Raw genomic sequence first — 23647 nt, forward strand, 5'->3', positions numbered from 1 at the left:
GCGGGTTTTTTGTTGCTTTCAGGCTGCGCCGGCGGGCAGGCAGCGGCGCTCTTCTCAGAGCATGCCGCTCATCTTGAGATAATAATTTTCCGCGCTGTCATCGGAAGTCGACGCGGGCGTGCTTTCCTGCTCGTCTGTCGCGTCATTAGCAGCAATGCGTTCTTCCGTATCGTCCTGACCATCGGAGTTTTCAGCGCCGGCCTCGGTCTCACCTTCCGCCTCATCTTCGGAAAAGGGGCCGCCTCCCCGCGGCGGGGTTTCCGATTCATAGTCCTCGTCCGCCGGCGGATAGGCGACGAGCGGCAGCGGCGTGCCGTCTTTTACCAGGGCGGCGGCGATCAATGATTGCGAAGCCGATTGCTCCAGCATCGCCATTCTTGCTTCCGGGTCCAGCGTGGTCCGCGGCTGCAGCTGGGTTTCGGGACGATGGGTCGCCGTTTCCGTTTCTTCGCCGGAGGGGCGGGCGGCGGCCGTTGCGAGAGCGGGTTTTTCCACGGCCTGATCGTCGGAGGGCTGCTGCGCGCCACTTTGCGGCGCGGGCAGAGGCTGCTGTGTGCCGGCTCCCTTGGCAGGAAGTTTGCCAGCCGTGGCGGCAAGCAGCAGGGTGTTCATGGTCTCGGCGTCGTCCGCGAGCGGACCGGACGGTGGGTTAAAGCCCGTGCGGGGCTCTTTCTGCTCCGCCTTCGTTATCTCTCGATGCGGCAGGGCAGGGCGCGTTTCACCGGTTTCGGCGCGAGGCGGGTTTGCCGGGCGGGTTTCGGCCGGCACTTCCTTTGTCACGTTGCCGGTCTGTGGCAGAAGCGGACGTGCCGTGTTTTCGGCTCTTCCATCCGGCTTTGCGGCATTGCTTGGCGTATCATGTGTGTCGGCAGGCGGGGTGGAAAGCGTGGGCCGAGGGTCCAGCTGCGCGGTTAGCGCCGCCACCGTGGCTTTCACCGCTGCGCCACTGAGGGCGAGCGGGCCGATCAGCAGAGGCAGAAGCCGGCTGGCGGTCGAGGAATTTGCCGCCTGTGCGGTCACGGCCGGAGAGGGGCGACCTTCGGCATTCTGGCTCGGCGCGTTCTGTTGTTTCGGCGGGGCCGATTGCAGGGGGGTGGGATTGGAGGAATTGTTTTGCTGATAGGAAGAGACCACCGCCTTTGCTGCCAGATCCGCTCCCTTGTAACGGGAGAGCTCGATCAGCAGCGCGAGGCGGGCAGCATCCGGCCCGGTCGGCTGTTTCAGGATTTCGGCGAGCATTGAAAGTGTCAGGCCCTGCAGGGCTTTGCCGACCTGTTGTTCAAGCGCCAGACGTTGTGGCGCCGGCAGGGTGCGGAGCGCCTCTGTCAGTCGCGTCACATAGGTCTGGATCGCTTCGCCATCCCGCCGCGGTAGGTTCATCAGCTTGCCGAGCGCTTCCGCCAGAACGGCGGTGCTGCGGGAGAGCTGAAATTCGCTGGTGAGGGAGGCGATTGCCGCCCGGGCAAAAAGGCTGCCGCTATTTTCAGGGACGGGATTGCTCGGTTGCGGCGGTGTGGTCTCTTTCACCTGCCCGCGCGGCATCAGCGGGACCGTGGTTCCATAGGCGGCATCGGTTGCCGCAATTTTCGGTACAGGCGGTAACATGCTGCGCTCCGTTTCTATCGGTGACCGCCGCTGGCTGCGAAAGGGCCAATCCCCATTGGCTCTCTGGTCCGCATCTGGCTTAAATGTTGAAAAATCGCCGCGCCGGTGATGGACAGGTGTCATCTCGCCCGCTCATGCGGGAGCGCCGTATACGCCTCTGGCCGCAAATGTCGGTTGCAGCGCATACAGAATCATCTGGTTCAATCTTGGCTTGCAGATATTAAGATTTGGCTAACCAAAGAATTGCCTGTGCGGGCGCAATCAGGGTGAGACGCCGATGAACATGCGGTAAAGGCCGTTATCGTCGGAATTGACAGAGGAAATATGATCGGGGTCGCTGGTTGCGGCCTCAAAAGCCTCCGGTGGCATCGCATCCAGCCAGCTTGCCTTGGGAAGGCTTCGCTCTGGCTGCATTTCAATGGGGGCGATGGGATTGTCCTCTTCGCCGGCTGCGGTGAAGGCCCCGTCATCGGGAACAAGCGGCGGGGCGGCCATGGACAGCAGGGCCTGCGCCGCATTGGGCTCATTGTCGTAAACGACGCTGCCGGATAGGCCGGAAATATCGGTCATGTCTGAACTCACATCATGTTTCGCTCAAGTGACTTTCGGAAGCGGCAATCATGCCGCCTTTTTCTTCAGCAGTTCATAAAGGCCATTGTCATCGATCGAAACCGGCAGAATGGCATTGCGGGTCTCTTCGACAAGTGTCTGCGTATCGAGCAGTTTTTCGGCGTCGTCTTCCGCATCGGCCGGATTGGTGGCTGCGTCTGTCTCGGCAGGTTCATCTTCGTTCTTCGCCGGCTCGGCTTCATCCGCAGGCGCAGCCGCAAGCACGGAGATCAGGGCGGTTTCCGATGATATGTCGGCCGACGCCTGCGGATCGGCGTCTACCGTCTTTTCATCGCCGGAAGCATCGATATGCTCCTTCACGACGTCCTGGAGTTCCTGCACGTCTTCAAGCTTGCCCTGCGCATCGAGGGCCTGGATATCCTCTTCCCGCTCGGCCTTCACTTCGGCATCGTTGATTTCGCCAATGCGCTCCTTACCGCGTTCGGCCTGCAACTCTTCCTTGGTTTTGGGATCGGCGACATCTTCGAGGCGCTGAATGACTTTCAGGGTCTCCCGCGTCATGAAGCGTGTGCCCTGTGCCTGCGTGTCCAGCGCACCTTTCACGGCGCGCGCCTCGTCGCCATAGGGGTTGGCGATGGCGGCGATCATCTGTCTGGCGGAGATTCCGAGTTGCTTGAGGCCGGTGGTTTCTTCCAGTTCACTGACATTTTTCGGCAAAGTCGCGCGCATCGCCATGATGGCTTTCGATATCTCATCGCCGAAATTATCTTCGTTGCCCGTCAGGCCGGCGCCCTTGGCGATGCGGGCGGCGAGGGCGGCCATGGGATCGGTCTTGGTGGTGGCGCCGTTATTCAGCACCTCGACGACCTGTCCCTCCGAAACACCGAAAGATGTCAGGGAGATTTTCGTGGCTTTTCCCTGCGCATCGGTTTTTTCGAAACTGTCCGTCAGCGTCAGGGCATCCTGAAGTCTTTTGGCGAAGGAGAAGCTCGACTCGTCGGCTTCCTGTGTGATGCCGAGGGCGGAGGAAAAGCGGGAAACAAGTGAGGCGAAAGCATCGGCGTCCGGTTTCATGATGCCGAACAGATAGGCGCTTATCTTTTCATTGGCGGCGCGATGGCTTTCGTCCGGCTGCGGGTTGGTCTTGACCGCATCGTCCTTTTGGGCGCCGTTCGCCTTTTCCTGCTCTTCGCGCTGGCGGTCCTCGATGGCTTCCACCATCGAGCGCATGAGGTCGCTGACTGCAATGCCCGCCGTCTGCTGTAGCGGAGTGATCATCTTCAAAGTTCCCGGCCGCCCAAAGTTGCGGCCGAGAATAGGCAGTTCTGGTAAATCAGTGCTTAAACGAAGCGGCTGAAGGCTCAGCTATGGGCGAAAATATCCGTTTCTTCCCAGCCGAGGAGATCGAGTTTCGCGCGGGTCGGCAGAAAGGCGAAACAGGCGTCGGCATGGTCGAGGCGGCCGTCGCGGATGAGGCGGGCCGTCAGCTTGTCACGCAGTGCGTGCAGATAGAGCACGTCGGAGGCGGCATATTCGAGCTGGGCGGGCGACAGGGGCTGGGCCGCCCAGTCGGAGGATTGCTGCGCCTTGGAGATGTCGACTTCCAGCATTTCCTTCAGATTGTCCTTAAGGCCATGCCGGTCCGTGTAGGTACGGGTCAGCCGCGAGGCGATCTTGGTGCAGAAGACCGGTGTGGTCGTCACGCCGAAGGTATGGAACAGAACGGCGATATCGAAACGGCCGTAGTGAAAAATCTTCTGGTGGGCGGGATCGGCCAGCATGCGGACGAGGTTCGGGGCCTGCGTCTGGCCGGCGGCGATGCGGATGACGTCAGCCGTGCCATCGCCCGGCGAAAGCTGGACGACGCAGAGACGGTCGCGGCGCGGCACCAGCCCCAGCGTTTCCGTGTCGATGGCGATAGCACCGGTGTAGCGGGCTGCATCTTCGGCGGAAATATCGCCTTCGTGATAGCGGATGGTGGCTGCCATGTCTTGCTCCGGAAATTTCCTGTTTATGGCACCGGCTATAACGGAAAGAGCGTCTGGACGATACCGTTTTATGGGTCGTTTCCGTCCTCCTTCGGCTTGCCTTTGCGAAACAGCCCGGGTTAGGTTCGGAACATCCTTTCCTGACAGATCGCATGAATTCCCGATGACAAAGAAAATCTATCTCGCCGGCCCGGAAGTCTTCCTCCCGAATGCGCGTGAAATGCTCGACCTCAAGGCCTCGCTGGCGCGGGAAGCCGGTTTCATACCGCTTTCGCCGGGTGATCTGCAGATTCCGCCGGCGGACACCAGGATCGGCCACGGTTGCAACATCAATGCCGTCGATGAGCAGATGATGCTGGAAGCGGACGCGATCATTGCTAATCTCACGCCGTTCCGCGGCATCGCCGCCGATACGGGAACGAGCTACGAGCTGGGCTTCATGTGCGCGCTGGGCAAGCCGGTTTTCGCCTATACCAATGTCGCGGCCAATCATTTCACCCGTATCAAGGCGCATTATGGCGGCGTTGCCACCCTGGATGAAACGGGCCGCTATCGCGGACCGGACGGGCTGTCGATCGAGAATTTCGACATGGTCGACAATCTCATGCTGCATGGCGGGATTTTGCGGCGCGGCGGTATCATCATCGTCGGCGACGCGCCCGAAGAGGCCCTGTATACGGATCTGGACGCCTATAGACGCTGTCTCGCAGCTGCGGCCGAAAAATTATTGACACCGATTGACCCCGAACGAACTGATACAGTGGAGGCATCATCATGAGCGGAACCATCCTCATCACCGGCGCGACATCCGGTTTCGGACAGGCCACGGCGCAGCGCTTCGTCAAGGAAGGCTGGAAGGTCATCGGCACGGGCCGGCGGGCGGAACGGCTGGAGGCGCTTTCCGCTGAACTCGGCTCCGCCTTTCATGGCGTCGCCTTCGATATTACCGACGAGGAGGCGACAAAAAAGGCGCTGGCCGGCTTGCCTGATGGATTCAGGGATATCGACATTCTCGTCAACAATGCCGGTCTTGCACTCGGCACGGCTTCTGCGCCGCAGGTACCGTTGAAAGACTGGCAGACCATGGTGGACACCAACATCACTGGTCTCCTGAACGTCACCCACCATCTGCTGCCGACGCTGATCGAGCGCAAGGGTATTGTTATCAACCTTTCGTCTGTTGCTGCGCACTACCCCTATCTGGGCGGCAATGTGTATGGCGGTACCAAAGCGTTCCTGCGGCAATTCTCGCTCGGCCTGCGTTCCGACCTGCATGGCAAGGGCGTCAGGGTAACCTCGATCGAACCGGGCATGTGCGAAACGGAATTCACGCTGGTGCGCACCGGCGGCAATCAGGAAGCCTCGGATAATCTCTACAAGGGCGTCAATCCGATCACGGCGGACGATATTGCCAACACTATCCACTGGGTCGCCTCGCAGCCCAAGCATATCAACATCAACAGCCTCGAACTCATGCCGGTCAACCAGTCCTTTGCCGGTTTCCAGGTCTATCGGGAAAGCTGATTTCTCACGGTTTGGGGGAGTGCTGAAAAACCGGGCAGGAATTCTGGAGCTATGCAGAAATGCAATGCTGCATTGCGAGACTTGCTCTGTTAAAAATCACAGATACCGCTATATTCAAATCATCGAAGCGACGCACTCCTCCTCCCAGTGTCGCTCGATGTGGATCGGTGGTACTCCTCCTCCCAATCACCGATCAAGTTTGAAGCCTGCCGCACCTCCTCCCGCGGCAGGCTTTTTCCTTTTCTGGGCGTCTTTTCCTTTACTGCCTCTCGCCGTCGTCCTTTGGCGTGCCCGCTCCGTGTTGAAGGCTGGCCGCAAACTCCCCTTGGATTTCCGGGGGGATTTTGATTTTTTGCGTCAAGGCAATGAGGGCTTAAATCGGGCGTGTGTTGATCACATTTTCGTTATGTCTAGATGAATTTGCACAGTTTTGTGGTGGCGCGCCCCGCCGGGCCATTGCCTAGCCCCCGCCCTGTGTTTAAGCATGAGCAAAAGAACGCTTGGGAGGTTGCCGGCACGCTTGTGTCTGCGGCCCGAAAGCGGCGGGGAGAGAATGGCAGACTTTCAAGAGGCGCTGAAGCGGTTTCAGCCGATCGCGGTTTCATCGATCGCTGAAGACGAGTTCAGATTGCGGCTACGTGGCCTGCAAGCGCGGATGATCCAGCAAAATGTGAAGGCGGTCTGGCTCGATGCATCATCGTCGCTGACCTATTATACCGGTCTGTCGCTTGGCCTTTCCGAGCGCATTCATGGCGCTCTCGTTCCTGCCGAGGGTGCGCCGGTCTATGTCAGCCCGACCTTCGAGGAGCCTAAGCTTCAGACGCTCATCCGCATTCCGGGTGAGGTCGCCGTCTGGGAAGAGGATGAAAGTCCCTTCGACCTGATGGCAGGACGCATTGGCGCACTTTCCTGTCCCGGTCATTTTGTCGCCATCGATCCCGCAACACCCTTTGTTTTCGCATCGGCCCTGATGCAGCGTCTCGAAGGACGGATCATTTCCGCCCAGCCGATGATCGTTGCCCAGCGGCAGGTCAAATCCGCGGCCGAAATCACTCTCATCCAGACCGCGATGGACGCTAGCTACGGTGTGCAGAAAGCCGTGTTCGAAGGCCTGCGTCCCGGCATTTCCACCACCGAAGTGGCCGATTTCGTCAACGCCGCCCATATTGCGCTGGGCCTGAAGCCGCTTTTCGTGGCGGTGCAGTTCGGCGAGGCGACGGCCTATCCGCATGGCGTGCCCTATGCGCAGACGCTGAACGAAGGTGACATGGTGCTGGTCGATCTCGGCGGCATTCTTCATGGCTATCGTTCCGATATCACCCGCACCTATGTTTTCGGTGAGCCGACCGAGCGTCAGCGCTTTCTCTGGAACGCCGAACGCGACGCGCAGGCTGCGGCTTTTGCGGCTGCGAGCCTCGGCGCTGCCTGCCAGGATGTCGACAAGGCCGCGCGCGAAAGCCTCAAGGCGGCTGGTTTTGGCCCGGACTATCAGGTTCCCGGCCTGCCGCACCGCACCGGTCACGGGCTTGGGCTGGATATTCACGAAGAACCCTATATCGTTGCAGGAAATGCCACGGCGCTTGAGCCGGGCATGTGTTTTTCCATCGAGCCGATGCTGTGCGTTTATGGCGAATGCGGCGTCCGTCTCGAGGATATTGCTTATATGACGGAGGCGGGGCCGCGCTGGTTCTGTCCACCGGAGACGAACCTCGACCGGCTGTTTCAGCCGGTCGCCGGGTAATTGGTCGGGAGGCAAAAGACCGAACGGCGACACGGGTCTCCGCGTCGCCGCTGACCAGAAGAGGTAGGCCCCCAGGGGCCGCAGGAACTCAGAAAAAGAGGGAAAGGACCACCAGATGAAAACGCTGACCCGCAGTTTGCTTATCGCCTCTGCGCTTGCGATGGCTTCCGCCATGCCAGCCATGGCGAAGACCTTCGTTTATTGCTCCGAGGCGTCGCCGGAAGGCTTCGATCCGTCGCCCTACACCGCAGGTGGCACCTTCGACGCTTCCGCGCATCCGGTCTACAACCGTCTGACCGAGTTCAAGAAGGGCACGACCGAAGTTGAGCCCGGTCTCGCTGAAAAATGGGATGTTTCGAGCGATGGCCTCGAATACACGTTCCACCTGCGCAAGGGTGTGAAGTGGCACTCCAACGAGAAGTTCACGCCGAGCCGCGATTTCAACGCCGACGACGTGATCTTCAGCTACAACCGCCAGGGCGACGCGAAGAACCCGTGGAACCAGTATATCGCAGGCATCACCTACGAATATTACAACTCCATGGAAATGCCGTCGCTGATCAAGGAAATCGTCAAGGTTGACGATTACACCGTCAAGTTCGTGCTGACCCGTCCGGAAGCGCCTTTCCTCGCCAATATCGCGATGCCTTTCGCTTCGATCGTGTCGAAGGAATATGCCGATACGCTTGATAAGGCCGGCACCAAGGAAGACTTCAACAACCTGCCGATCGGCACCGGTCCGTTCAAGTTCGTCGCCTATCAGAAGGACGCGGTCATCCGCTACCAGAAGAACGCCGACTACTGGGGCGAAGCTCCGAAGATCGACGATCTGATCTTCGCGATCACGCCTGACGCCGCCGTTCGCCTGCAGAAGCTGAAGGCCGGCGAATGCCACCTGATGCCTTATCCGGCTCCGGCTGATCTGGCCACCATCCGCGCCGACAAGAACCTCAAGCTCGACGAGCAGCCCGGTCTGAACGTCGCCTATTTCGCCTACAACACGACCGTTGCGCCTTTCGACAAGCCGGAAGTCCGCAAGGCGCTGAACATGGCGATGAACAAGCAGGCGATCATCGACGCCGTGTTCCAGGGCGCCGGCACGGTTGCCAAGAACCCGATCCCGCCGACAATGTGGTCCTACAACGACAGCATCAAGGACGATCCGTACGATCCGGAAGCAGCCAAGAAGGCTCTCGAAGCCGCTGGCGTCAAGGATCTGACGATGAAGATCTGGGCGATGCCGGTTCAGCGTCCCTACATGCCGAACGCCCGCCGCACCGCCGAGCTGATCCAGTCGGATTTCGCGAAGGTCGGCGTCAAGGCCGAGATCGTCTCCTTCGAATGGGGTGAATACCTCAAGAAGTCGACTGAAGTGAACCGCGACGGTGCCGTCATCCTCGGCTGGACCGGCGACAATGGTGACCCTGATAACTTCATGGGCGTTCTGCTTTCCTGCGCTGCAACCGGTGAAGGCGGTGCAAACCGTGCTCAGTGGTGCAACAAGGAGTTCTCCGAACTGCTTTCCAAGGCAAAGCAGACCACTGACGTTGCCGAGCGCACAAAGCTTTATGAGCAGGCGCAGGTGATCTTCAAGGAACAGGCTCCGTGGGCGACGCTTGCGCACTCCACGCAGTTCGTTCCGATGTCCGCCAAGGTTTCCGGCTTCACCATGAGCCCGCTTGGTGACTTCACCTTCGAAAACGTCGACGTCGCGGAATAATCCCAAACAACGGACGCGCGGAAGGACCCTGTTCTTCCGCGCGTCTTTTCAGGAAAAAACCATGATCCGGTTCATTCTCGGCAAACTCCTCTACCTCGTTCCGACATTTCTCGGGATTACCTTCGTCGCCTTCGCCTTCGTGCGCGTCCTGCCGGGCGATCCCGTGCTGTTGATGGCGGGCGAGCGCGGTATTTCACCTGAGCGGCATGCGCAGCTTGCCGAACAGCTCGGCTTCAGCCAGCCCGTCTGGCAGCAATATCTTCATTTCCTCGGACGGCTGCTTCAGGGCGATCTCGGCAATTCGCTGGTCACCAAGAAGCCGGTTCTCACCGAGTTCCTGTCGCTTTTCCCCGCGACAGTCGAGCTTGGTCTCGTCGCCATCATCATCGCAACATTGATCGGCGTACCGGTCGGCGTCATTGCCGCCATCCGTCGTGGTTCCTGGTTCGACCAGATTTCCATGACGACCGCGCTCGTCGGCTTCTCCATGCCGATCTTCTGGTGGGGCCTGCTGCTGATCATCATGTTCTCCGGCATCCTGCAATGGACGCCGGTGTCGGGCCGCATTTCGCTGATGTATTTCTTCCCCTCCGTTACCGGTTTCATGCTGATCGACAGCCTGATTTCGGGGCAGAAGGGCGCCTTCGTGTCGGCCTTTTCGCATCTCATCCTGCCGTCGGTCGTGCTTGCCACCATTCCGCTGGCGGTGATTGCCCGCCAGACGCGCTCGGCCATGCTGGAAGTCATGGGCGAGGACTATGTGCGGACCGCACGCGCCAAGGGCATGTCGCCCGCCCGCGTTGTCGGCGTCCATGCGCTTCGCAACGCCATGATCCCGGTCATCACCACCATCGGCCTCCAGATCGGCGTGCTGATGGCTGGCGCCATCCTGACCGAAACCATCTTTTCCTGGCCGGGCATCGGCAAGTGGATGATCGATTCCATCTCGCGCCGCGACTATCCGGTCGTGCAGAGCGGCCTGCTCCTGATCGCGGGTCTGGTAATGGTCGTCAACCTGCTTGTCGATCTGACCTATGGCCTCATCAATCCGAGGATCCGTCACAAATGACCGATGTGATCACCACCCCCGGCGTCCGCCTTTCGGACGCCGCCATCCGCCGCCGGATGATCGCCGATTTCTGGTTCTACTTCCGTCAGAACCGCGGCGCCGTCATCGGCCTTGCCGTCTTCATTCTCCTCGTCCTCATCGCGGTCTTTGCGCCCCTGATCGCGCCGCATGATCCGACCCAGCAATATCGCGATGCGCTGCTCGTCCCGCCGGTCTGGCAGGAAGGCGGTCGTGCCGGCTTCTTCTTCGGCACCGATGCGGTCGGGCGCGACATGCTGTCCCGCCTGATCTATGGCGCACAATATTCGCTGTTCATCGGCGTCGTTGTCGTCTCCATCGCCCTTGTCGGCGGCATCGTTATCGGTCTCGTCGCCGGCTTTTTCGGTGGCTGGGTCGATACCGTCATCATGCGCGTCATGGACGTCATTCTGGCGTTTCCGTCACTGCTTCTGGCGCTGGTCCTGGTCGCGGTCCTCGGGCCGGGGCTCACCAATGCGATGATTGCCATTGCCATCGTCTACCAGCCGCATTTCGCCCGCCTGACGCGTGCTGCCGTCATGAGCGAACTCCGGCGCGAATATGTCACCGCCGCCCGCGTGGCCGGCGCCGGCAATTTACGGCTGATGTTCAAGACCATCCTGCCGAACTGCCTTGCGCCGCTGATCGTTCAGGCAACGCTCTCCTTCTCGTCTGCGGTTCTCGATGCCGCAGCCCTCGGCTTCCTCGGCATGGGTGCACAGCCGCCCGCTTCCGAATGGGGCACGATGCTGGCGGAAGCGCGTGAATTCATCCTGCGCGCCTGGTGGGTTGTCACCCTTCCGGGCCTGACGATCCTGATCTCGGTGCTCGCCATCAACCTCATGGGTGACGGCCTGCGCGATGCGCTCGATCCCAAACTGAAGCGGAGCTGAGCAATGAGCCTGCTGAAAATCAAGAACCTCACCGTCAAATTCGCCACCGCCACCGGCGCCTTCACGGCCGTCGACGGCATCGATGTCTCCGTCGACAAGCACGAAGTGCTGGCGATCGTCGGCGAATCCGGTTCCGGCAAGTCGGTTTCGATGCTCGCCGTCATGGGGCTTCTGCCCGATACGGCGACGATCACCGCCGATGAGATGACCTTTGACGGCATCAACCTGCTCGCCATGTCGCCGCAGGAGCGCCGCAAGCTGATCGGCCGCGAGATCACCATGATCTTCCAGGAGCCGGTCGCCTCGCTCAACCCGTCATTTACGGTCGGTTTCCAGATCGAGGAGGTTCTGCGCCTCAATCTCGGCATGAGCGGCGCTGCCGCGCGTGCCCGGGCTCTGGAACTGTTTCGTGCCGTGGGTATTCCCGAGCCGGAAACCAAGCTCAAGGCTTATCCGCACCAGATGTCGGGTGGCCAGTGCCAGCGCGTGATGATAGCGATTGCGATCGCCTCCAAGCCGCGCCTGCTGATCGCCGACGAGCCGACCACCGCGCTCGACGTGACGATCCAGAAGCAGATCCTCGATCTCCTGATGAATCTGCAGGCGGAATACGGCATGGCGTTGATCCTCATCACCCATGACATGGGCGTTGTGGCGGAAACCGCCGACCGCGTGGTCGTGCAATATAAGGGCCGCAAGATGGAGGAGGCGGATGTCTTAAGCCTGTTTGAGGCACCGCAGCATCCCTATACCAAGGCACTGCTTTCGGCCCTGCCGGAAAATGCCACCGGCGACCGTCTGCCCACGGTTTCCGATTTCTTCGGCAAGGAGGGCGTCCAATGAGTATCGTTGTCGAAGGCAAGGGCATTACACGCCATTATCACGTTCCCGGCGGCATCTTTGGCGGCGCCAAGACGGTTCAGGCCCTCAAAGGCATCGATTTTGCCGTCGAGCGCGGCAAGACGCTCGCCATCGTCGGTGAGTCCGGTTCGGGCAAGTCGACGCTTGCCCGCATCATCGCGCTGATCGACCCGGCATCCGGCGGTGAACTCAAGATCGAAGGCAAGCCGGTCGATATCGCCAAGCGCCGCCCCGATACGGTCATGCGCTCCAAGGTGCAGATGGTGTTCCAGAACCCCTATGGCAGCCTCAACCCGCGCCAGAAGGTGGGTGATGTGCTGATGGAGCCGCTGCTCATCAACACGAAAATGCCGGCTTCCGAGCGCCGCGAGCGCGCCGAAGCCATGCTGGTGAAGGTCGGCCTCGGTCCTGAGCATTTCAACCGCTATCCGCACATGTTCTCGGGCGGTCAGCGCCAGCGTATCGCCATCGCGCGCGCACTGATGCTGAACCCGGCGCTGCTGGTGCTGGATGAACCGGTCTCCGCGCTCGATCTTTCGGTGCAGGCGCAGGTGCTGAACCTGCTCCGAGATCTGCAGGAAGAATTCGAACTGACCTATGTTTTTGTCAGCCACGATCTTTCCGTGGTGCGCTACATCGCCGATGACGTGCTGGTCATTTCCAAGGGCGAGGCAGTGGAGCAGGGCACGCGCGAGGAACTTTTCGCCAACCCTAAGCACCCCTATACGCGCCAGCTTTTTGCCGCGACACCGATCACGGATGCCGACGCCATCCGCGCCCGCGTGGAGCGCCGCAAGGCGGCACGGCAGGCCGCGACGGCTTAAACGCGAGACGCCAAAGTTGAGAACAGGCCGGATTTCCGGCCTGTTCGTCTTTCAGGACTTCAAAAATATGCCGATGGCGGCGAGTGCGCCAAGTTCCCTGACGTTGCGATAGGCGGCTTTCAGGTTCGAGACGAAGGTTTCATTGCCGGGCAGATCATCGCCGAACGTGCGTTTGAACGCGAGAAAGCGGTCGACAACATCGTCCGGTGCCATTGCCAGCTGATCCGGCGCATCCCACTCCCTGAAGGCCGGATCGAGAATCGTGATCGGCTCTCCCTTTTCGTTCCTGTCCGCGCATGACCTGATCCAGAGGGCCACGGCAAAAATGACAGCGCCGCTTCCGGCGTTTTCCTCCAGCAATTCGCGTAAGGGCGCAAGAATACGCAGCGGCACCTTCTGCGAAGCGTCGGAGGCGATCTGCATGGTCTTGTGCTGCAGAGAGGGATTGGCGAAACGTTCCCGCAGGCCGGCTGCGAATTCCGCACCATCGACGACAGGGTCCAGCGTCCGGCCGACCTCGCGCCAATAGGCGTCGATGAAATCGCGCACGGTCTTTTCACCCCAGGCATCGGCCACCGTCGCAAGGCCGGCAATCTGGCCGATGGCGGCTATGGCGCTGTGGGAACCGTTCAGCATTCTGAGCTTCATATGCTCATACGGTTCGACATTGCCGACAAATTCCACGCCCGATTTCTCGAGCGCCGGCCTTCCATGCGGAAAGCGGTCTTCGATGACGAAACGGAAATAGGGTTCGGCAACGACCGGCCACGCATCACGCAAGCCGAGTGCGACCGAAATCGCATCCCGGTCCGCATCCGTGGTGGCGGGTACGATCCGATCCACCATCGAGCAGGGGCAGGTGATATTGGCTTCGATGAAGGAGGCCAGCTCCGGATCGGCCAGTTCCGCAAATTCCAGCAGCAGCTTTTGCAGCACATGGCCGTTGGCGGGCAGGTTGTCGCAGGACAGCAGCGTCAGGGGCCGAGAACCCTCTTTGCGCCTGCGCCGCGTGGCCGCAAGGATGAAGCCGAAGATGGAACGTGGCCTGTCCGGGTTTTCGAGATCATGGACGATATCAGGGTGTTCGCGCAGCAGGCTGCGGGAGGCGAGATTGGTCAGGTAGCCCTTCTCTGTCACGGTCAGGGTGACGATGAGAACGCGCGGATCGGCCATCCGCTCCACCAGCCGTTTGGGGTCTTCCGGGGCAACGATGGTTTCCAGAATGGAGCCGATGATGCGCAGGCGCTCGCTTTGGCCATCACGCAGGCAAAAGGTGTAGAGATTGTCCTGCGGTTCGATGGCGTCGCGTGTTTCCGGACTGCGCAGCGACGTGGCGACGATGCCCCATTGCGTCTCACCTCGGTTGAGGCAATCGTCGATGAAAACCGCCTGATGCGCCCGGTGAAAGGCGCCGACGCCGAGATGCACGATGCCGGGCGTGATCTTCTGACGGTCATAGGCGGGTGTTGCTACTGTTTGCGGCAGGCGGGGCAGGGTTGCAGCGGAAAGCCGGTCTGTCATCGACGCGAAATCCCCGTACGGAGCGAGATGGTCGCGGCTCGCGCCGATGGAATTGCGACGCTCGGGTTTTCGCGCATGTCAGTTCCTCCCATTGTCTTTTGAATGGATCAGGCGCCGGCCTCTTTGAGCAGCCGGACCTGGCGCAGCGTGTTCTGCCGGCTGCGCTCGAGATGCCGCCACAGGGCATCGATGATCTGGACCTTGCTGCCGGCGGCAATGGCGTCGGCGATATTCTGGTGTTCCTCGACCGAGCGGGCGTAATCGCCGAGGATCGAGACGAAAACCGTGTGGGTCTGGTCGAGAATGCGCCCATGCGAGCCGGAAATGACGGGAATGCGCGCCGCCGAAACAAGAGTCGTATGGAAGCTGCGATCGTAAAAAAGCGCTTTCGACAATTCGTTCAGCGTCGAGCCCTTGGCGAATTCACGATGTTTCGCCAGGCTTTCCAGAAGTTCCGCGTGCAGCGCTCCATCCAGTTGGCCGGCGTCGAAAGCCACTTCCACCGCGCCTTTTTCGAGCAGCATTCTGGCGGCGTAAAGTTCTTCCACATCCTCCACCGTGAAATCGCGCACCACCACGCCGCGCCGGGAGGAATTGACCACCAGCCCGTCAGCTTCGAGTTTCAGGCAGGCTTCTTTCACCGGTGTGGGGCTGATGCCGAGATCGGCGGCAAGCTCATTGGGCAACAGGCGTTCGCCGCCGCGCAATCTGCCGCTGACGATGCGTGCGCGCAGTTCCTGATGCGCCTGTTCGGCGAGCGTGATTTTGACCAGCGTGTTCATGGCTGCATCATTGCCCAGCTTCGCGGGACAGGCAATGGCTGAATATTAAAAATAAAAAATTTTTTATTTTACAAAAGCCGATTTTCCTTTAGCTCTATCTGCCAGCGGAAGCGGGCTGCTGGAGGAGGGTGGCCTGCAAATTCCCGAAAGCCATCCGCGCGATCTCTGATCGCGGGGCGGTGGCGTCTGTTCCTCCCCGGAAGCAATCAGCATCGAGGAATGACCGATCATGAAAATTACCGCCGTCGAACCTTTCATCCTGCACCTGCCGCTGACCTCGGAGTCCATTTCCGATTCCACCCACAGCATCACCCATTGGGGCGTCGTCGGCGCGAAGATCACCACCAGTGACGGCCTTGAGGGCTATGGTTTCACCGGCACCCATGCGCATCTGCCGTCCGACAGGCTGATCACATCCTGCATCAGCGATTGTTATGCGCCCTTGCTGGTGGGAGAGGATGCGTCGGACCATTCAAGGCTGTGGACGAAACTTGCCCGTTATCCCTCGCTACAGTGGGTTGGCCGCGCCGGCATCACCCATCTGGCGCTGGCCGCGATCGACGTGGCGCTCTGGGACCTGAAGGCGAAAAAGGCGGGCGTGCCGCTCTGGCAATATCTCGGCGGCGCGCGCACGGCGGCGGTGGAAGCTTACAATACCGATATAGGCTGGCTTTCCTTCACGCTGGAGGATTTGCTGGCGGGCAGCACGAGGGCGGTTGAGGAAGACGGCTTCACCCGCCTGAAGATCAAGGTCGGGCATGATGATCCGACTATCGATATCGCCCGCCTTGCCGCCGTCCGCAAGCGTGTCGGTTCGTCCATTCGCATCGCCATTGACGGCAACGGCAAATGGGATTTGCCGACCTGCCAGCGTTTCTGCGCGGCGGCGAAGGATCTGGATATCTACTGGTTCGAGGAGCCGTTGTGGTATGACGATGTGACGAGCCACGCGCGGCTGGCGCGCAATACGTCCATTCCGATTGCGCTCGGGGAGCAGCTCTACACGGTGGATGCGTTCCGCTCATTCATCGATGCCGGCGCGGTGGCCTATGTCCAGCCGGATGTGACCCGGCTCGGCGGCATAACCGAATATATCCAGGTTGCCGATCTCGCGCTCGCCCATCGCCTGCCGGTGGTGCCGCATGCCGGCGAAATGAGCCAGGTGCATGTGCATCTGAGCTACTGGCACCCGGCATCGACCATTCTCGAATATATTCCGTGGATCAAAGATCATTTCGAAGAACCGATCCATGTCCGTGACGGTGTTTACAAGCGCCCGGAACACCCCGGCGCCAGCACCACGCCTCTGGCTGAAAGCTTTGCCCGCTATGGCAAATCGGTAAAATGAGCAGCGGTATACAGCCCGGATTTTAAGGGAGGGAAAGCCCGTCCTCCGTCATGCCGGACTAGATCCGGCATCCAGCCACGGCGCGTCTGCGCCGTGAAAAGAGTCTTTCGCGATCAAAGACTTGATCGCGCTGGACCCCGGATCAAGTCCGGGGTGACGGAGTGTGGATGATGCAATTTTTCCAAATTTAGCGCCAGCCGAGTGCCGGCGCTACCTGCTTGAGGATCGTCTCGATCACATGGGCGTTGTAATCGACGCCCAGCTGGTTCGGCACGGTCAGGAGCAGCGTGTCGGCCTCGGCGATGGCTTCGTCGGCCTTCAGCTGTTCAATCAGCTGCTCCGGCTCGGCGGCATAGCTGCGCCCGAAGATCGCACGTGTCTTGTCGTCGATGTAGCCGATCTTGTCATCACCTTCGTTGCCGTAACCGAAATACGACCGGTCGCGATCGTTGACGAGGGCGAAGATGCTGCGGCTGACCGATACACGCGGCTCGCGGGCATGTCCGGCTTCCTTCCAGGCTTCCCGGAAGGTGCGGATCTGCTGCGCCTGCTGGACATGGAAAGGCTCGCCCGTTTCGTCCGTCTTCAAGGTGGAGCTTTGCAGGTTCATGCCAAGCTTTGCCGCCCACACCGCCGTTGCATTGGAACTCGAACCCCACCAGATGCGCTCGCGCAGCCCTTCGGAATGCGGTTCCAGCCGCAGCAAGCCGGGCGGGTTCGGGAACATCGGACGCGGGTTCGGCTCAGCGAAACCTTCGCCCTTCAGAAGTTCGAGGAAGACTTCGGTGTGCTGACGCGCCATGTCTTCTTCGCTCTGGCCTTCGGCCGGACGGTAACCGAAATAACGCCAGCCATCGATCACCTGTTCCGGCGAGCCGCGGCTGATGCCGAGCTGCAGGCGTCCGCCGGCGATGAGGTCGGCCGAACCGGCATCCTCGGCCATGTAGAACGGGTTTTCATAACGCATGTCGATGACGCCGGTGCCGATTTCGATCTTTTTCGTGCGGGCGCCGACGGCGGCCAGAAGCGGGAAGGGCGAGGCAAGCTGGCGGGCGAAATGATGCACGCGGAAATAGGCGCCGTCGGCTCCCAGTTCTTCCGCCGCGACGGCGAGGTCGATCGATTGCAGCAGCGTGTCCGCAGCCGAGCGGGTCTGCGACTGGGGCGAGGGCGTCCAGTGGCCGAAGGAGAGGAATCCGATCTTTTTCATGATGACCTTCCAGATGTCGGAGGATGCCGGTCGTCACAAACCGGCTTCGTTGTTGTCAGTCATATAGGCAACCGTGCGCATCCTCCAATCGGCCACCCGTAAACACGGTGTCGCCGAAATGTGAACGATGACCGCGTCAGGCGATTGTTCTGCGGTCCAGGATGAAGAGATTTTCATGCGCGCGTGCGGTCGTGAGGATGAAATCCATCAGAGAGCGTACCCGCGGCACATTGGCGAGATCGTGGTGGCTGGTCAGCCAGTAGCCGCGCCGCAGTTCCACCTCACCGGCAAGCACCATCTGCAGGTCTGGAAAACGTGCCGCGATGAAATTCGGCAGGATGCACAGGCCCCTGCCGCTCAGCGTTGCCGTCAGCTGCGCGAAAATGCTTGAGGACTGAAAGCCCGGACGCAGGCCGGGCATCACGTCGCGCATATAATCGAGGCCCGGTGAGAAGATCAGGTCCTGCACGTAGCCGATAAAGAAATGATCGGGCAAATCCTCGCGCCGGGTGATTTTCGGGTGGCTGGCGAGATAGGAGCGCGAGGCATAGATATGCAGCGTGTAATCGATGATCTGTTCGTTGATGTAGGGACCGGCTTTCGGCGGGTCGAGCGTGACCGCCACATCCGCCTCCTTCCTCGACAGCGCCATGATCTGCTGGATCGTCACCATCTCCACCATGATGTGAGGATGGGTGATGGCGAAGTCTTTCAGCCTTTCCACGAAGAAAAAATTGGAAAAACCCTCGGGCGCACTGAGCCGCACCACGCCGCGCAGCAGGCTGCCGCTTTCGGAAATATCCGATTGCAATCTTTCCGCTTCCGCCTCGATGCGCTCGACGGTATCGACCAGCCGCCGCCCGACCGTGGTTAGCTCGTAACCACGCGGGTTTCTCTCGAACAGCTTGGTTTTAAGCGAGAATTCCAGCCGGTCGATGTGGCGGGAGACGGTGGCGTGGCTGGTGCGCAGGCTTCTCGCCGCCGAGGAGAGCTGTCCGGTGCGGGCCACGGCCAGAAAATATTGCAGGTCGTCCCAGGTGAAAGGGGTGGCCATATTTGTCTCCCATCAAGAGTTCTGTTCAAAAATGAACAGTTCCTGTTCGCAATTTGATGATGCCCAGCTCTTGTGTCAACGACCGAATTCGAGAAGTCTAGGCTCAGGATGCATCGCTTTGAGGAGGGCGGTGTGACCAATCAGGTGCAATGGCATGGAAACCCCCGACGCGGTTTCGTTCACCATTGCACAGACCCATCTGAGGCTCGCAATCATCTCTGGGAGGAGAAGTCATGCGCAAGAGTATCCTTTTATCCACGGCCATGGCACTGGCCGCGGGCACCGCCGCTTATGCCGCCGAGATTTCAGACGGCAAGGTTAAGATCGGCATCCTGAACGACCAGTCGGGTGTCTACGCCAATTTCGGCGGCAAGTACTCTTATGAAGCCGCGAAGATGGCGGTTGAGGATTTTGGCGGCAAGGTGCTGAATGCGCCGGTTGAGGTGGTGACCGCCGACCACCAGAACAAGGCGGATGTGGCCTCCAATATCGCCCGCCAATGGTACGATACCGAACAGGTCGATTCGATCATGGAACTGACCTCGTCGTCGGTCGGCCTTGCCGTGCAGGCGCTCTCCAAGGACAAGAAGAAGATCACCGTCAACACCGGGGCGGCAACCACCGAACTGACCGGCAAGCAGTGCAGCCCCTATGGTTTCCATTGGGCCTATGACACCTATTCGCTGGCGGTCGGCACCGGCGGCGCGCTGGTGAAGCAGGGCGGCGACAGCTGGTTCTTCCTGACCGCAGACTATGCCTTCGGTTATTCGCTGGAAGAAAATACCGCCAATTTCGTCAAGGCCAATGGCGGCAAGGTGCTGGGCTCCGTGCGCCATCCGCTTGCCACGACGGATTATTCCTCCTTCCTGCTGCAGGCGCAGTCCTCGGGCGCGAAGGTCATCGGTCTTGCCAATGCCGGTCTCGATACCTCCAACGCCATCAAGCAGGCGGCCGAATTCGGCATCGTCGCCGGCGGCCAGCGGCTTGCGGCCCTTCTCTTCACGCTCGCCGAAGTCCACGGCCTCGGTCTTGAAGCAGCCCAGGGCTTGACGCTGACGGAAGGCTTTTATTGGGACCGCGACGATGAATCGCGCAAATTCGGCGAACGCTTCAAGGAACGCACCGGCGCCATGCCGAACATGGTGCATGCCGGCACCTATTCCGCCGTGCTGCATTACCTGAAAGCCATCGAAAAGGCCGGCACCGACGATGCTGATGCCGTCGCCAAGGCCATGAAGGAAATGCCCGTCAACGACATCTTCTCGAAGGATGGCCATGTGGCCGCCAATGGCCGCATGATCCACGACATGTATCTCATGGAAGTGAAGAAGCCGGACGAGAGCAAGCAGCCGTGGGATTATTACAAGGTGCTCGCCACCATTCCCGGCAAGGAAGCCTTCATGGACCCCGCAAAAAGCGGTTGCCCGCTGGTAACGCAATAAAAGACTGACGCAATAAAGGGGAAAGTTTCATGACGATCGCTCCCGCCCCCGCCGGGCAGGCCGAACCTCGCGTCGTTCTTTCGGCGCGTGGTCTCACCAAGACCTTCGGTGCATTCGCAGCCGTGAAAAACGTCGATCTCGACGTGCATCATGCCCGCGTTCATGCGCTGATCGGCCCGAACGGCGCCGGCAAGACTACGGTCTTCAATTTGTTGACCAAGTTTCTCCAGCCGACGGGCGGGGCGATCACCTTCATGGGAACGGACATAACAAGGACGCCGCCGGACAAGGTGGCGCGTCTCGGCCTCGTCAGATCCTTCCAGATATCGGCGGTGTTTCCGCATCTGACGGTTCTGGAGAATGTACGGGTGGCGCTGCAAAGGCCCAACAACCTTTCAACGCAATTCTGGTTACCCCTGTCGTCGCTTGACAGGCTCAATGCGCGCGCCGAGGAACTGATCGCAACGGTTGGCCTGACGCGGGAAAAACATGCGCTTGCGGCCGATCTTTCTTACGGCCGCAAGCGCGTTCTCGAAATCGCCACCACGCTGGCGCTCGACCCGAAGGTGCTGCTGCTTGATGAGCCGATGGCCGGTATGGGCGGGGAAGATGTCTCGCATGTCGCCGAGCTCATCCGCGAGGTGGCCAAAACCCGTGCGGTGCTGATGGTCGAACACAATCTGAAGGTCGTGGCCGATATCTGCCACCACGTCACGGTGCTGCAGCGGGGGGAAATTCTGGCGGAAGGCGATTATGCCGCCGTTTCCGCCGATCCGCGCGTGCGCACGGCTTACATGGGCACGGAGGAGGCTTGATATGGCGGCAATGCTCGAAGTCTCCAACCTGAAATCCTGGTACGGCGAAAGCCAGGCCCTGCACGGTGTCGATCTAACGGTCGGCGAAGGCGAAACCATCACCATTCTCGGGCGCAACGGCGTGGGCAAGACCACGACGCTGCGCACCATCATGGGCATCATCCGCAACCGCAAGGGCGTCATCAAGCTCGGCGGCAAGGATCTGATGCCGGTGCCGCTGCATCGCACGGCGAAATACGGTCTTGGTTTTGTGCCGGAAGAGCGCGGCATCTTCGCGACGCTGAGCGTCGAGGAAAATCTGAAGCTACCGCCCGTCGTCGCATCCGGTGGCATGACGCTCGATGAAATCTACGAGCTGTTTCCCAATCTTTACGAACGCCGCACCAGCCCCGGCACCAAGCTTTCCGGCGGCGAGCAGCAGATGCTGGCCATGGCGCGCATCCTGCGCACCGGTGTAAAGGTGCTGCTGCTTGACGAACCGACCGAGGGACTTGCCCCCGTCATCGTGCAGCGCATCGGCGAGGTGCTGCAGAAACTGAAGAGCCGCGGCATGACCGTGGTTCTGGTCGAACAGAATTTCCGTTTTGCGAGCCGCATCGCTGACCGTTTCTACCTGATGGATCACGGCCAGATGGTCAGCAATTTTCCGGTCGGCGAGCTTTCCGGCCGCATGGGCGAGCTCAACAAGGTGCTGGGGGTTTAACCATGACAATGATCTTCGGCGTTCCAATTCAGGCACTGCTCGGGCAATTGCTGGTGGGCCTCATCAATGGGTCCTTTTATGCGCTGCTGTCGCTCGGCCTTGCCGTCATTTTCGGCCTGCTGCGCGTCATCAATTTTGCCCATGGCGCGCAATATATGCTCGGCGCTTTCGTGGCCTTTCTCGGCCTTCAGTATTTCGGCATCACTTTCTGGGTGGCGCTCATCGTCACGCCGCTTGTCGTCGCACTTTTCGGCGCGATCATCGAACGCTTCCTGCTGTCGCGGCTTTATGATCTCGATCCGCTTTACGGGCTGCTTTTCACCTTCGGCCTGGCGCTGGTGGTGGAAGGCACGTTCCGCTGGCTTTATGGCGCGGCGGGCCAGCCCTATTCGGTTCCCCGCGAGCTTGCCGGCGGCACCAATCTCGGCTTCATGTTCCTGCCGAATTACCGCGCTTTCGTCGTCGTGATTTCACTCATCGTCTGCATTGCCACCTGGGCTTTGATCGAAAAGACGCGTCTTGGCTCCTATCTGCGCGCTGCCACCGAAAACCCGACGCTGGTGCAGGCTTTCGGCATCAATGTGCCCGTTCTCCTGACGCTGACCTACGCGCTGGGTGCGGGCCTTGCCGGGTTCACCGGGGTTCTCGCCGCGCCCATCTATCAGGTCTCGCCGTTGATGGGCACGAACCTCATCATCGTCGTCTTCGCGGTGGTCGTGGTCGGCGGCATGGGGTCGATCATGGGCGCCATCGTCACCGGTTACATGCTGGGCGTCGCAGAGGGCCTCACCAAGGTGTTCTACCCGGAAGCCTCCAATATCGTCATCTTCGTCATCATGGCCTTTGTGCTGCTCATCCGCCCCGCCGGACTTTTCGGAAAGGACGCCTGATATGTCCAAAGCCACCCATAGCCCCACTGCCGGCACGCTACCGCAGACGGAAGTTTCCGCGACCGCCGGAACCATCAAGACCGTTCTCATACTGGCGGGTCTTGCCGTCCTCATCGCCGCGCCGATGTTCGTTTACCCGATCTTTCTGATGAAGCTTCTGTGCTTTGCGCTGTTCGCCTGCGCCTTCAACCTGCTGATCGGTTATACGGGGCTGTTGTCCTTCGGCCATGCGGCGTTTTTCGGCGGCGCGGCCTATTTCACCGCCTACTCGGTGAAGGAATGGGGCGTGACGCCGGAGATCGGCCTTGTCATCGGCATGGCGGGCGCGGCCCTTCTCGGCCTCGTCATCGGCTTTTTCGCCATCCGCCGTCAGGGCATCTATTTCGCCATGATTACGCTCGCGCTATCGCAGATGTTTTATTTCTTCTGCCTTCAGGCGCCGTTTACCCATGGCGAGGATGGTCTGCAGGGCGTGCCGCGCGGCCATCTCTTCGGCCTTCTCGATCTCAATGCGCCGCTCAATATTTATTACACGGTGCTGGCCGCCTTTGTCCTGGCACTTCTGGTCATCTGGCGTTTCGTCAACTCGCCCTTCGGCATGATCCTGAAGTCGATCCGTGAAAACGAGCAGCGCGCCATTTCGCTGGGTTACAGCGTGCAGCGTTACAAGCTCGGTGCTTTCGTCATGTCGGCGGCGCTGGCCGGTCTTGCGGGCGGTCTGAAGGCGCTGGTCTTCCAGTTCGCGACGCTGACCGACGTCACCTGGCAGATGTCGGGCGAGGTGATCCTGATGACGCTGCTCGGCGGCATCGGCACCATGATCGGCCCTATCTTCGGCGCGGGTCTCGTTGTCACCCTGCAGAACTATCTCGCGACATCGGATTTCCCGGTCACCATCATCACCGGGCTTGTCTTCATGGCCTGCGTTCTGGTGTTCCGGCGTGGTCTGATCGGCGAATTTTATGCGTCGTGGCTCGGGAGAAAACTCGGCTTCCAGCACCGCGGCTAGAGATTTTTGAAAACACTTGAAAGGCTTCCCCCGCGTCCGGGACGGTGCGGCAAGGGCGGC

At 60.4% G+C, this 23647-nt stretch carries 22 protein-coding genes; 14 read left to right on the forward strand and 8 right to left on the reverse strand.

Annotation, left to right across the window (positions count from 1 at the left end; all coding sequences use genetic code 11):
• Positions 1-54: 54 nt before the first annotated feature.
• The 4 genes from MRBLRC7O_RS19705 to MRBLRC7O_RS19720 form a co-directional block, all read right to left on the reverse strand.
• A complete protein-coding gene (locus MRBLRC7O_RS19705) occupies positions 55-1605 on the reverse strand; it encodes a hypothetical protein (protein WP_111820661.1) in 1551 nt (516 codons plus the stop codon).
• Between the two features lie 261 nt (positions 1606-1866).
• Complete coding sequence (locus MRBLRC7O_RS19710; protein WP_003508655.1) at positions 1867-2175, reverse strand: hypothetical protein; 309 nt, start codon at positions 2173-2175, stop codon at positions 1867-1869.
• Positions 2176-2223: 48 nt separating this feature from the next.
• Positions 2224-3453, reverse strand: a complete 1230-nt coding sequence (locus MRBLRC7O_RS19715) for a hypothetical protein (RefSeq protein WP_367727540.1) — start codon at positions 3451-3453, stop codon at positions 2224-2226.
• Positions 3454-3536: 83 nt separating this feature from the next.
• The gene (locus MRBLRC7O_RS19720) at positions 3537-4163 is read right to left on the reverse strand and encodes a ribonuclease D (RefSeq protein ID WP_060723422.1); all 627 of its coding nucleotides are present in this window, start codon (positions 4161-4163) and stop codon (positions 3537-3539) included.
• Positions 4164-4326: 163 nt separating this feature from the next.
• Here MRBLRC7O_RS19720 and MRBLRC7O_RS19725 point away from each other — a divergent pair, with 163 nt between their 5' ends.
• From MRBLRC7O_RS19725 to MRBLRC7O_RS19760, 8 genes are all read left to right on the forward strand, one after another.
• Complete coding sequence (locus tag MRBLRC7O_RS19725) at positions 4327-4941, forward strand: nucleoside 2-deoxyribosyltransferase (RefSeq protein ID WP_003508668.1); 615 nt, start codon at positions 4327-4329, stop codon at positions 4939-4941.
• Positions 4938-5687, forward strand: coding sequence for an SDR family oxidoreductase (locus MRBLRC7O_RS19730; RefSeq protein ID WP_003508670.1), 750 nt, complete (start codon positions 4938-4940; stop codon positions 5685-5687). The genes MRBLRC7O_RS19725 and MRBLRC7O_RS19730 overlap by 4 nt, the downstream gene beginning before the upstream one ends.
• A gap of 553 nt (positions 5688-6240) precedes the next feature.
• Entirely contained in the window at positions 6241-7428 is a 1188-nt protein-coding gene (locus tag MRBLRC7O_RS19735) for a M24 family metallopeptidase (RefSeq protein ID WP_111820663.1), read from the forward strand.
• 115 nt (positions 7429-7543) lie between these two features.
• A complete protein-coding gene (locus MRBLRC7O_RS19740; protein ID WP_111820664.1) occupies positions 7544-9148 on the forward strand; it encodes an ABC transporter substrate-binding protein in 1605 nt (534 codons plus the stop codon).
• A gap of 61 nt (positions 9149-9209) precedes the next feature.
• Positions 9210-10217: an ABC transporter permease subunit gene (locus MRBLRC7O_RS19745; RefSeq protein ID WP_020813550.1), complete on the forward strand. Its 1008-nt coding sequence runs from the start codon at positions 9210-9212 to the stop codon at positions 10215-10217.
• A complete protein-coding gene (locus tag MRBLRC7O_RS19750; protein WP_003508674.1) occupies positions 10214-11128 on the forward strand; it encodes an ABC transporter permease subunit in 915 nt (304 codons plus the stop codon). Before MRBLRC7O_RS19745 ends, MRBLRC7O_RS19750 begins: the two co-directional genes overlap by 4 nt.
• A gap of 3 nt (positions 11129-11131) precedes the next feature.
• Positions 11132-11971, forward strand: coding sequence for an ABC transporter ATP-binding protein (locus MRBLRC7O_RS19755; RefSeq protein ID WP_020009988.1), 840 nt, complete (start codon positions 11132-11134; stop codon positions 11969-11971).
• Positions 11968-12813, forward strand: a complete 846-nt coding sequence (locus tag MRBLRC7O_RS19760) for an ATP-binding cassette domain-containing protein (protein ID WP_003508678.1) — start codon at positions 11968-11970, stop codon at positions 12811-12813. Before MRBLRC7O_RS19755 ends, MRBLRC7O_RS19760 begins: the two co-directional genes overlap by 4 nt.
• 51 nt (positions 12814-12864) lie before the next feature.
• On the opposite strand, the gene MRBLRC7O_RS19765 is transcribed toward MRBLRC7O_RS19760, so the two are convergent.
• Entirely contained in the window at positions 12865-14334 is a 1470-nt protein-coding gene (locus MRBLRC7O_RS19765; RefSeq protein WP_111820665.1) for a mannitol dehydrogenase family protein, read from the reverse strand.
• A gap of 107 nt (positions 14335-14441) precedes the next feature.
• Positions 14442-15116 carry a GntR family transcriptional regulator gene (locus MRBLRC7O_RS19770; RefSeq protein ID WP_111820666.1) on the reverse strand — a complete coding sequence of 225 codons (675 nt, stop codon included), beginning with the start codon at positions 15114-15116 and terminating at the stop codon, positions 14442-14444.
• 229 nt (positions 15117-15345) lie between these two features.
• Here MRBLRC7O_RS19770 and MRBLRC7O_RS19775 point away from each other — a divergent pair, with 229 nt between their 5' ends.
• Positions 15346-16464 (forward strand): mandelate racemase/muconate lactonizing enzyme family protein, encoded by a 1119-nt coding sequence (locus MRBLRC7O_RS19775; RefSeq protein WP_111820667.1) that lies wholly within the window; start codon positions 15346-15348, stop codon positions 16462-16464.
• Between the two features lie 187 nt (positions 16465-16651).
• Here the strand turns inward: MRBLRC7O_RS19775 and MRBLRC7O_RS19780 are convergent, their stop codons facing one another.
• Both MRBLRC7O_RS19780 and MRBLRC7O_RS19785 read right to left on the reverse strand, forming a co-directional pair.
• Entirely contained in the window at positions 16652-17674 is a 1023-nt protein-coding gene (locus MRBLRC7O_RS19780; protein WP_003508682.1) for an LLM class flavin-dependent oxidoreductase, read from the reverse strand.
• Positions 17675-17810: 136 nt separating this feature from the next.
• A complete protein-coding gene (locus MRBLRC7O_RS19785) occupies positions 17811-18728 on the reverse strand; it encodes a LysR family transcriptional regulator (protein WP_031234580.1) in 918 nt (305 codons plus the stop codon).
• Positions 18729-18961: 233 nt separating this feature from the next.
• Here MRBLRC7O_RS19785 and MRBLRC7O_RS19790 point away from each other — a divergent pair, with 233 nt between their 5' ends.
• Genes MRBLRC7O_RS19790 through MRBLRC7O_RS19810 form a run of 5 tightly spaced genes read left to right on the forward strand, consistent with a single transcriptional unit; the run spans position 18962 to position 23587 of the window.
• A complete protein-coding gene (locus tag MRBLRC7O_RS19790; RefSeq protein WP_003508685.1) occupies positions 18962-20170 on the forward strand; it encodes an ABC transporter substrate-binding protein in 1209 nt (402 codons plus the stop codon).
• Between the two features lie 29 nt (positions 20171-20199).
• A complete protein-coding gene (locus tag MRBLRC7O_RS19795; protein ID WP_003508686.1) occupies positions 20200-20985 on the forward strand; it encodes an ABC transporter ATP-binding protein in 786 nt (261 codons plus the stop codon).
• A gap of 1 nt (position 20986) precedes the next feature.
• Positions 20987-21688, forward strand: coding sequence for an ABC transporter ATP-binding protein (locus MRBLRC7O_RS19800; protein ID WP_020009981.1), 702 nt, complete (start codon positions 20987-20989; stop codon positions 21686-21688).
• Between the two features lie 2 nt (positions 21689-21690).
• Complete coding sequence (locus MRBLRC7O_RS19805) at positions 21691-22578, forward strand: branched-chain amino acid ABC transporter permease (protein WP_026363562.1); 888 nt, start codon at positions 21691-21693, stop codon at positions 22576-22578.
• A 1-nt stretch (position 22579) separates the two neighbouring features.
• Positions 22580-23587 carry a branched-chain amino acid ABC transporter permease gene (locus MRBLRC7O_RS19810; protein ID WP_003508689.1) on the forward strand — a complete coding sequence of 336 codons (1008 nt, stop codon included), beginning with the start codon at positions 22580-22582 and terminating at the stop codon, positions 23585-23587.
• Positions 23588-23647 lie beyond the last annotated feature (60 nt).

Source organism: Agrobacterium radiobacter (genome assembly GCF_040801995.1).
Lineage (GTDB): Bacteria > Pseudomonadota > Alphaproteobacteria > Rhizobiales > Rhizobiaceae > Agrobacterium > Agrobacterium radiobacter.

What these genes read in the sequence shown, in the direction of transcription:
- MRBLRC7O_RS19705 (WP_111820661.1), bottom strand. Translation starts at nt 1,605, where the DNA reads ATGTTACCGCCTGTACCGAAAATTGCGGCAACCGATGCCGCCTATGGA.
- MRBLRC7O_RS19710 (WP_003508655.1), bottom strand. Translation starts at nt 2,175, where the DNA reads ATGACCGATATTTCCGGCCTATCCGGCAGCGTCGTTTACGACAATGAG.
- MRBLRC7O_RS19715 (WP_367727540.1), bottom strand. Translation starts at nt 3,453, where the DNA reads ATGATCACTCCGCTACAGCAGACGGCGGGCATTGCAGTCAGCGACCTC.
- MRBLRC7O_RS19720 (WP_060723422.1), bottom strand. Translation starts at nt 4,163, where the DNA reads ATGGCAGCCACCATCCGCTATCACGAAGGCGATATTTCCGCCGAAGAT.
- MRBLRC7O_RS19725 (WP_003508668.1), top strand. Translation starts at nt 4,327, where the DNA reads ATGACAAAGAAAATCTATCTCGCCGGCCCGGAAGTCTTCCTCCCGAAT.
- MRBLRC7O_RS19730 (WP_003508670.1), top strand. Translation starts at nt 4,938, where the DNA reads ATGAGCGGAACCATCCTCATCACCGGCGCGACATCCGGTTTCGGACAG.
- MRBLRC7O_RS19735 (WP_111820663.1), top strand. Translation starts at nt 6,241, where the DNA reads ATGGCAGACTTTCAAGAGGCGCTGAAGCGGTTTCAGCCGATCGCGGTT.
- MRBLRC7O_RS19740 (WP_111820664.1), top strand. Translation starts at nt 7,544, where the DNA reads ATGAAAACGCTGACCCGCAGTTTGCTTATCGCCTCTGCGCTTGCGATG.
- MRBLRC7O_RS19745 (WP_020813550.1), top strand. Translation starts at nt 9,210, where the DNA reads ATGATCCGGTTCATTCTCGGCAAACTCCTCTACCTCGTTCCGACATTT.
- MRBLRC7O_RS19750 (WP_003508674.1), top strand. Translation starts at nt 10,214, where the DNA reads ATGACCGATGTGATCACCACCCCCGGCGTCCGCCTTTCGGACGCCGCC.
- MRBLRC7O_RS19755 (WP_020009988.1), top strand. Translation starts at nt 11,132, where the DNA reads ATGAGCCTGCTGAAAATCAAGAACCTCACCGTCAAATTCGCCACCGCC.
- MRBLRC7O_RS19760 (WP_003508678.1), top strand. Translation starts at nt 11,968, where the DNA reads ATGAGTATCGTTGTCGAAGGCAAGGGCATTACACGCCATTATCACGTT.
- MRBLRC7O_RS19765 (WP_111820665.1), bottom strand. Translation starts at nt 14,334, where the DNA reads ATGACAGACCGGCTTTCCGCTGCAACCCTGCCCCGCCTGCCGCAAACA.
- MRBLRC7O_RS19770 (WP_111820666.1), bottom strand. Translation starts at nt 15,116, where the DNA reads ATGAACACGCTGGTCAAAATCACGCTCGCCGAACAGGCGCATCAGGAA.
- MRBLRC7O_RS19775 (WP_111820667.1), top strand. Translation starts at nt 15,346, where the DNA reads ATGAAAATTACCGCCGTCGAACCTTTCATCCTGCACCTGCCGCTGACC.
- MRBLRC7O_RS19780 (WP_003508682.1), bottom strand. Translation starts at nt 17,674, where the DNA reads ATGAAAAAGATCGGATTCCTCTCCTTCGGCCACTGGACGCCCTCGCCC.
- MRBLRC7O_RS19785 (WP_031234580.1), bottom strand. Translation starts at nt 18,728, where the DNA reads ATGGCCACCCCTTTCACCTGGGACGACCTGCAATATTTTCTGGCCGTG.
- MRBLRC7O_RS19790 (WP_003508685.1), top strand. Translation starts at nt 18,962, where the DNA reads ATGCGCAAGAGTATCCTTTTATCCACGGCCATGGCACTGGCCGCGGGC.
- MRBLRC7O_RS19795 (WP_003508686.1), top strand. Translation starts at nt 20,200, where the DNA reads ATGACGATCGCTCCCGCCCCCGCCGGGCAGGCCGAACCTCGCGTCGTT.
- MRBLRC7O_RS19800 (WP_020009981.1), top strand. Translation starts at nt 20,987, where the DNA reads ATGGCGGCAATGCTCGAAGTCTCCAACCTGAAATCCTGGTACGGCGAA.
- MRBLRC7O_RS19805 (WP_026363562.1), top strand. Translation starts at nt 21,691, where the DNA reads ATGACAATGATCTTCGGCGTTCCAATTCAGGCACTGCTCGGGCAATTG.
- MRBLRC7O_RS19810 (WP_003508689.1), top strand. Translation starts at nt 22,580, where the DNA reads ATGTCCAAAGCCACCCATAGCCCCACTGCCGGCACGCTACCGCAGACG.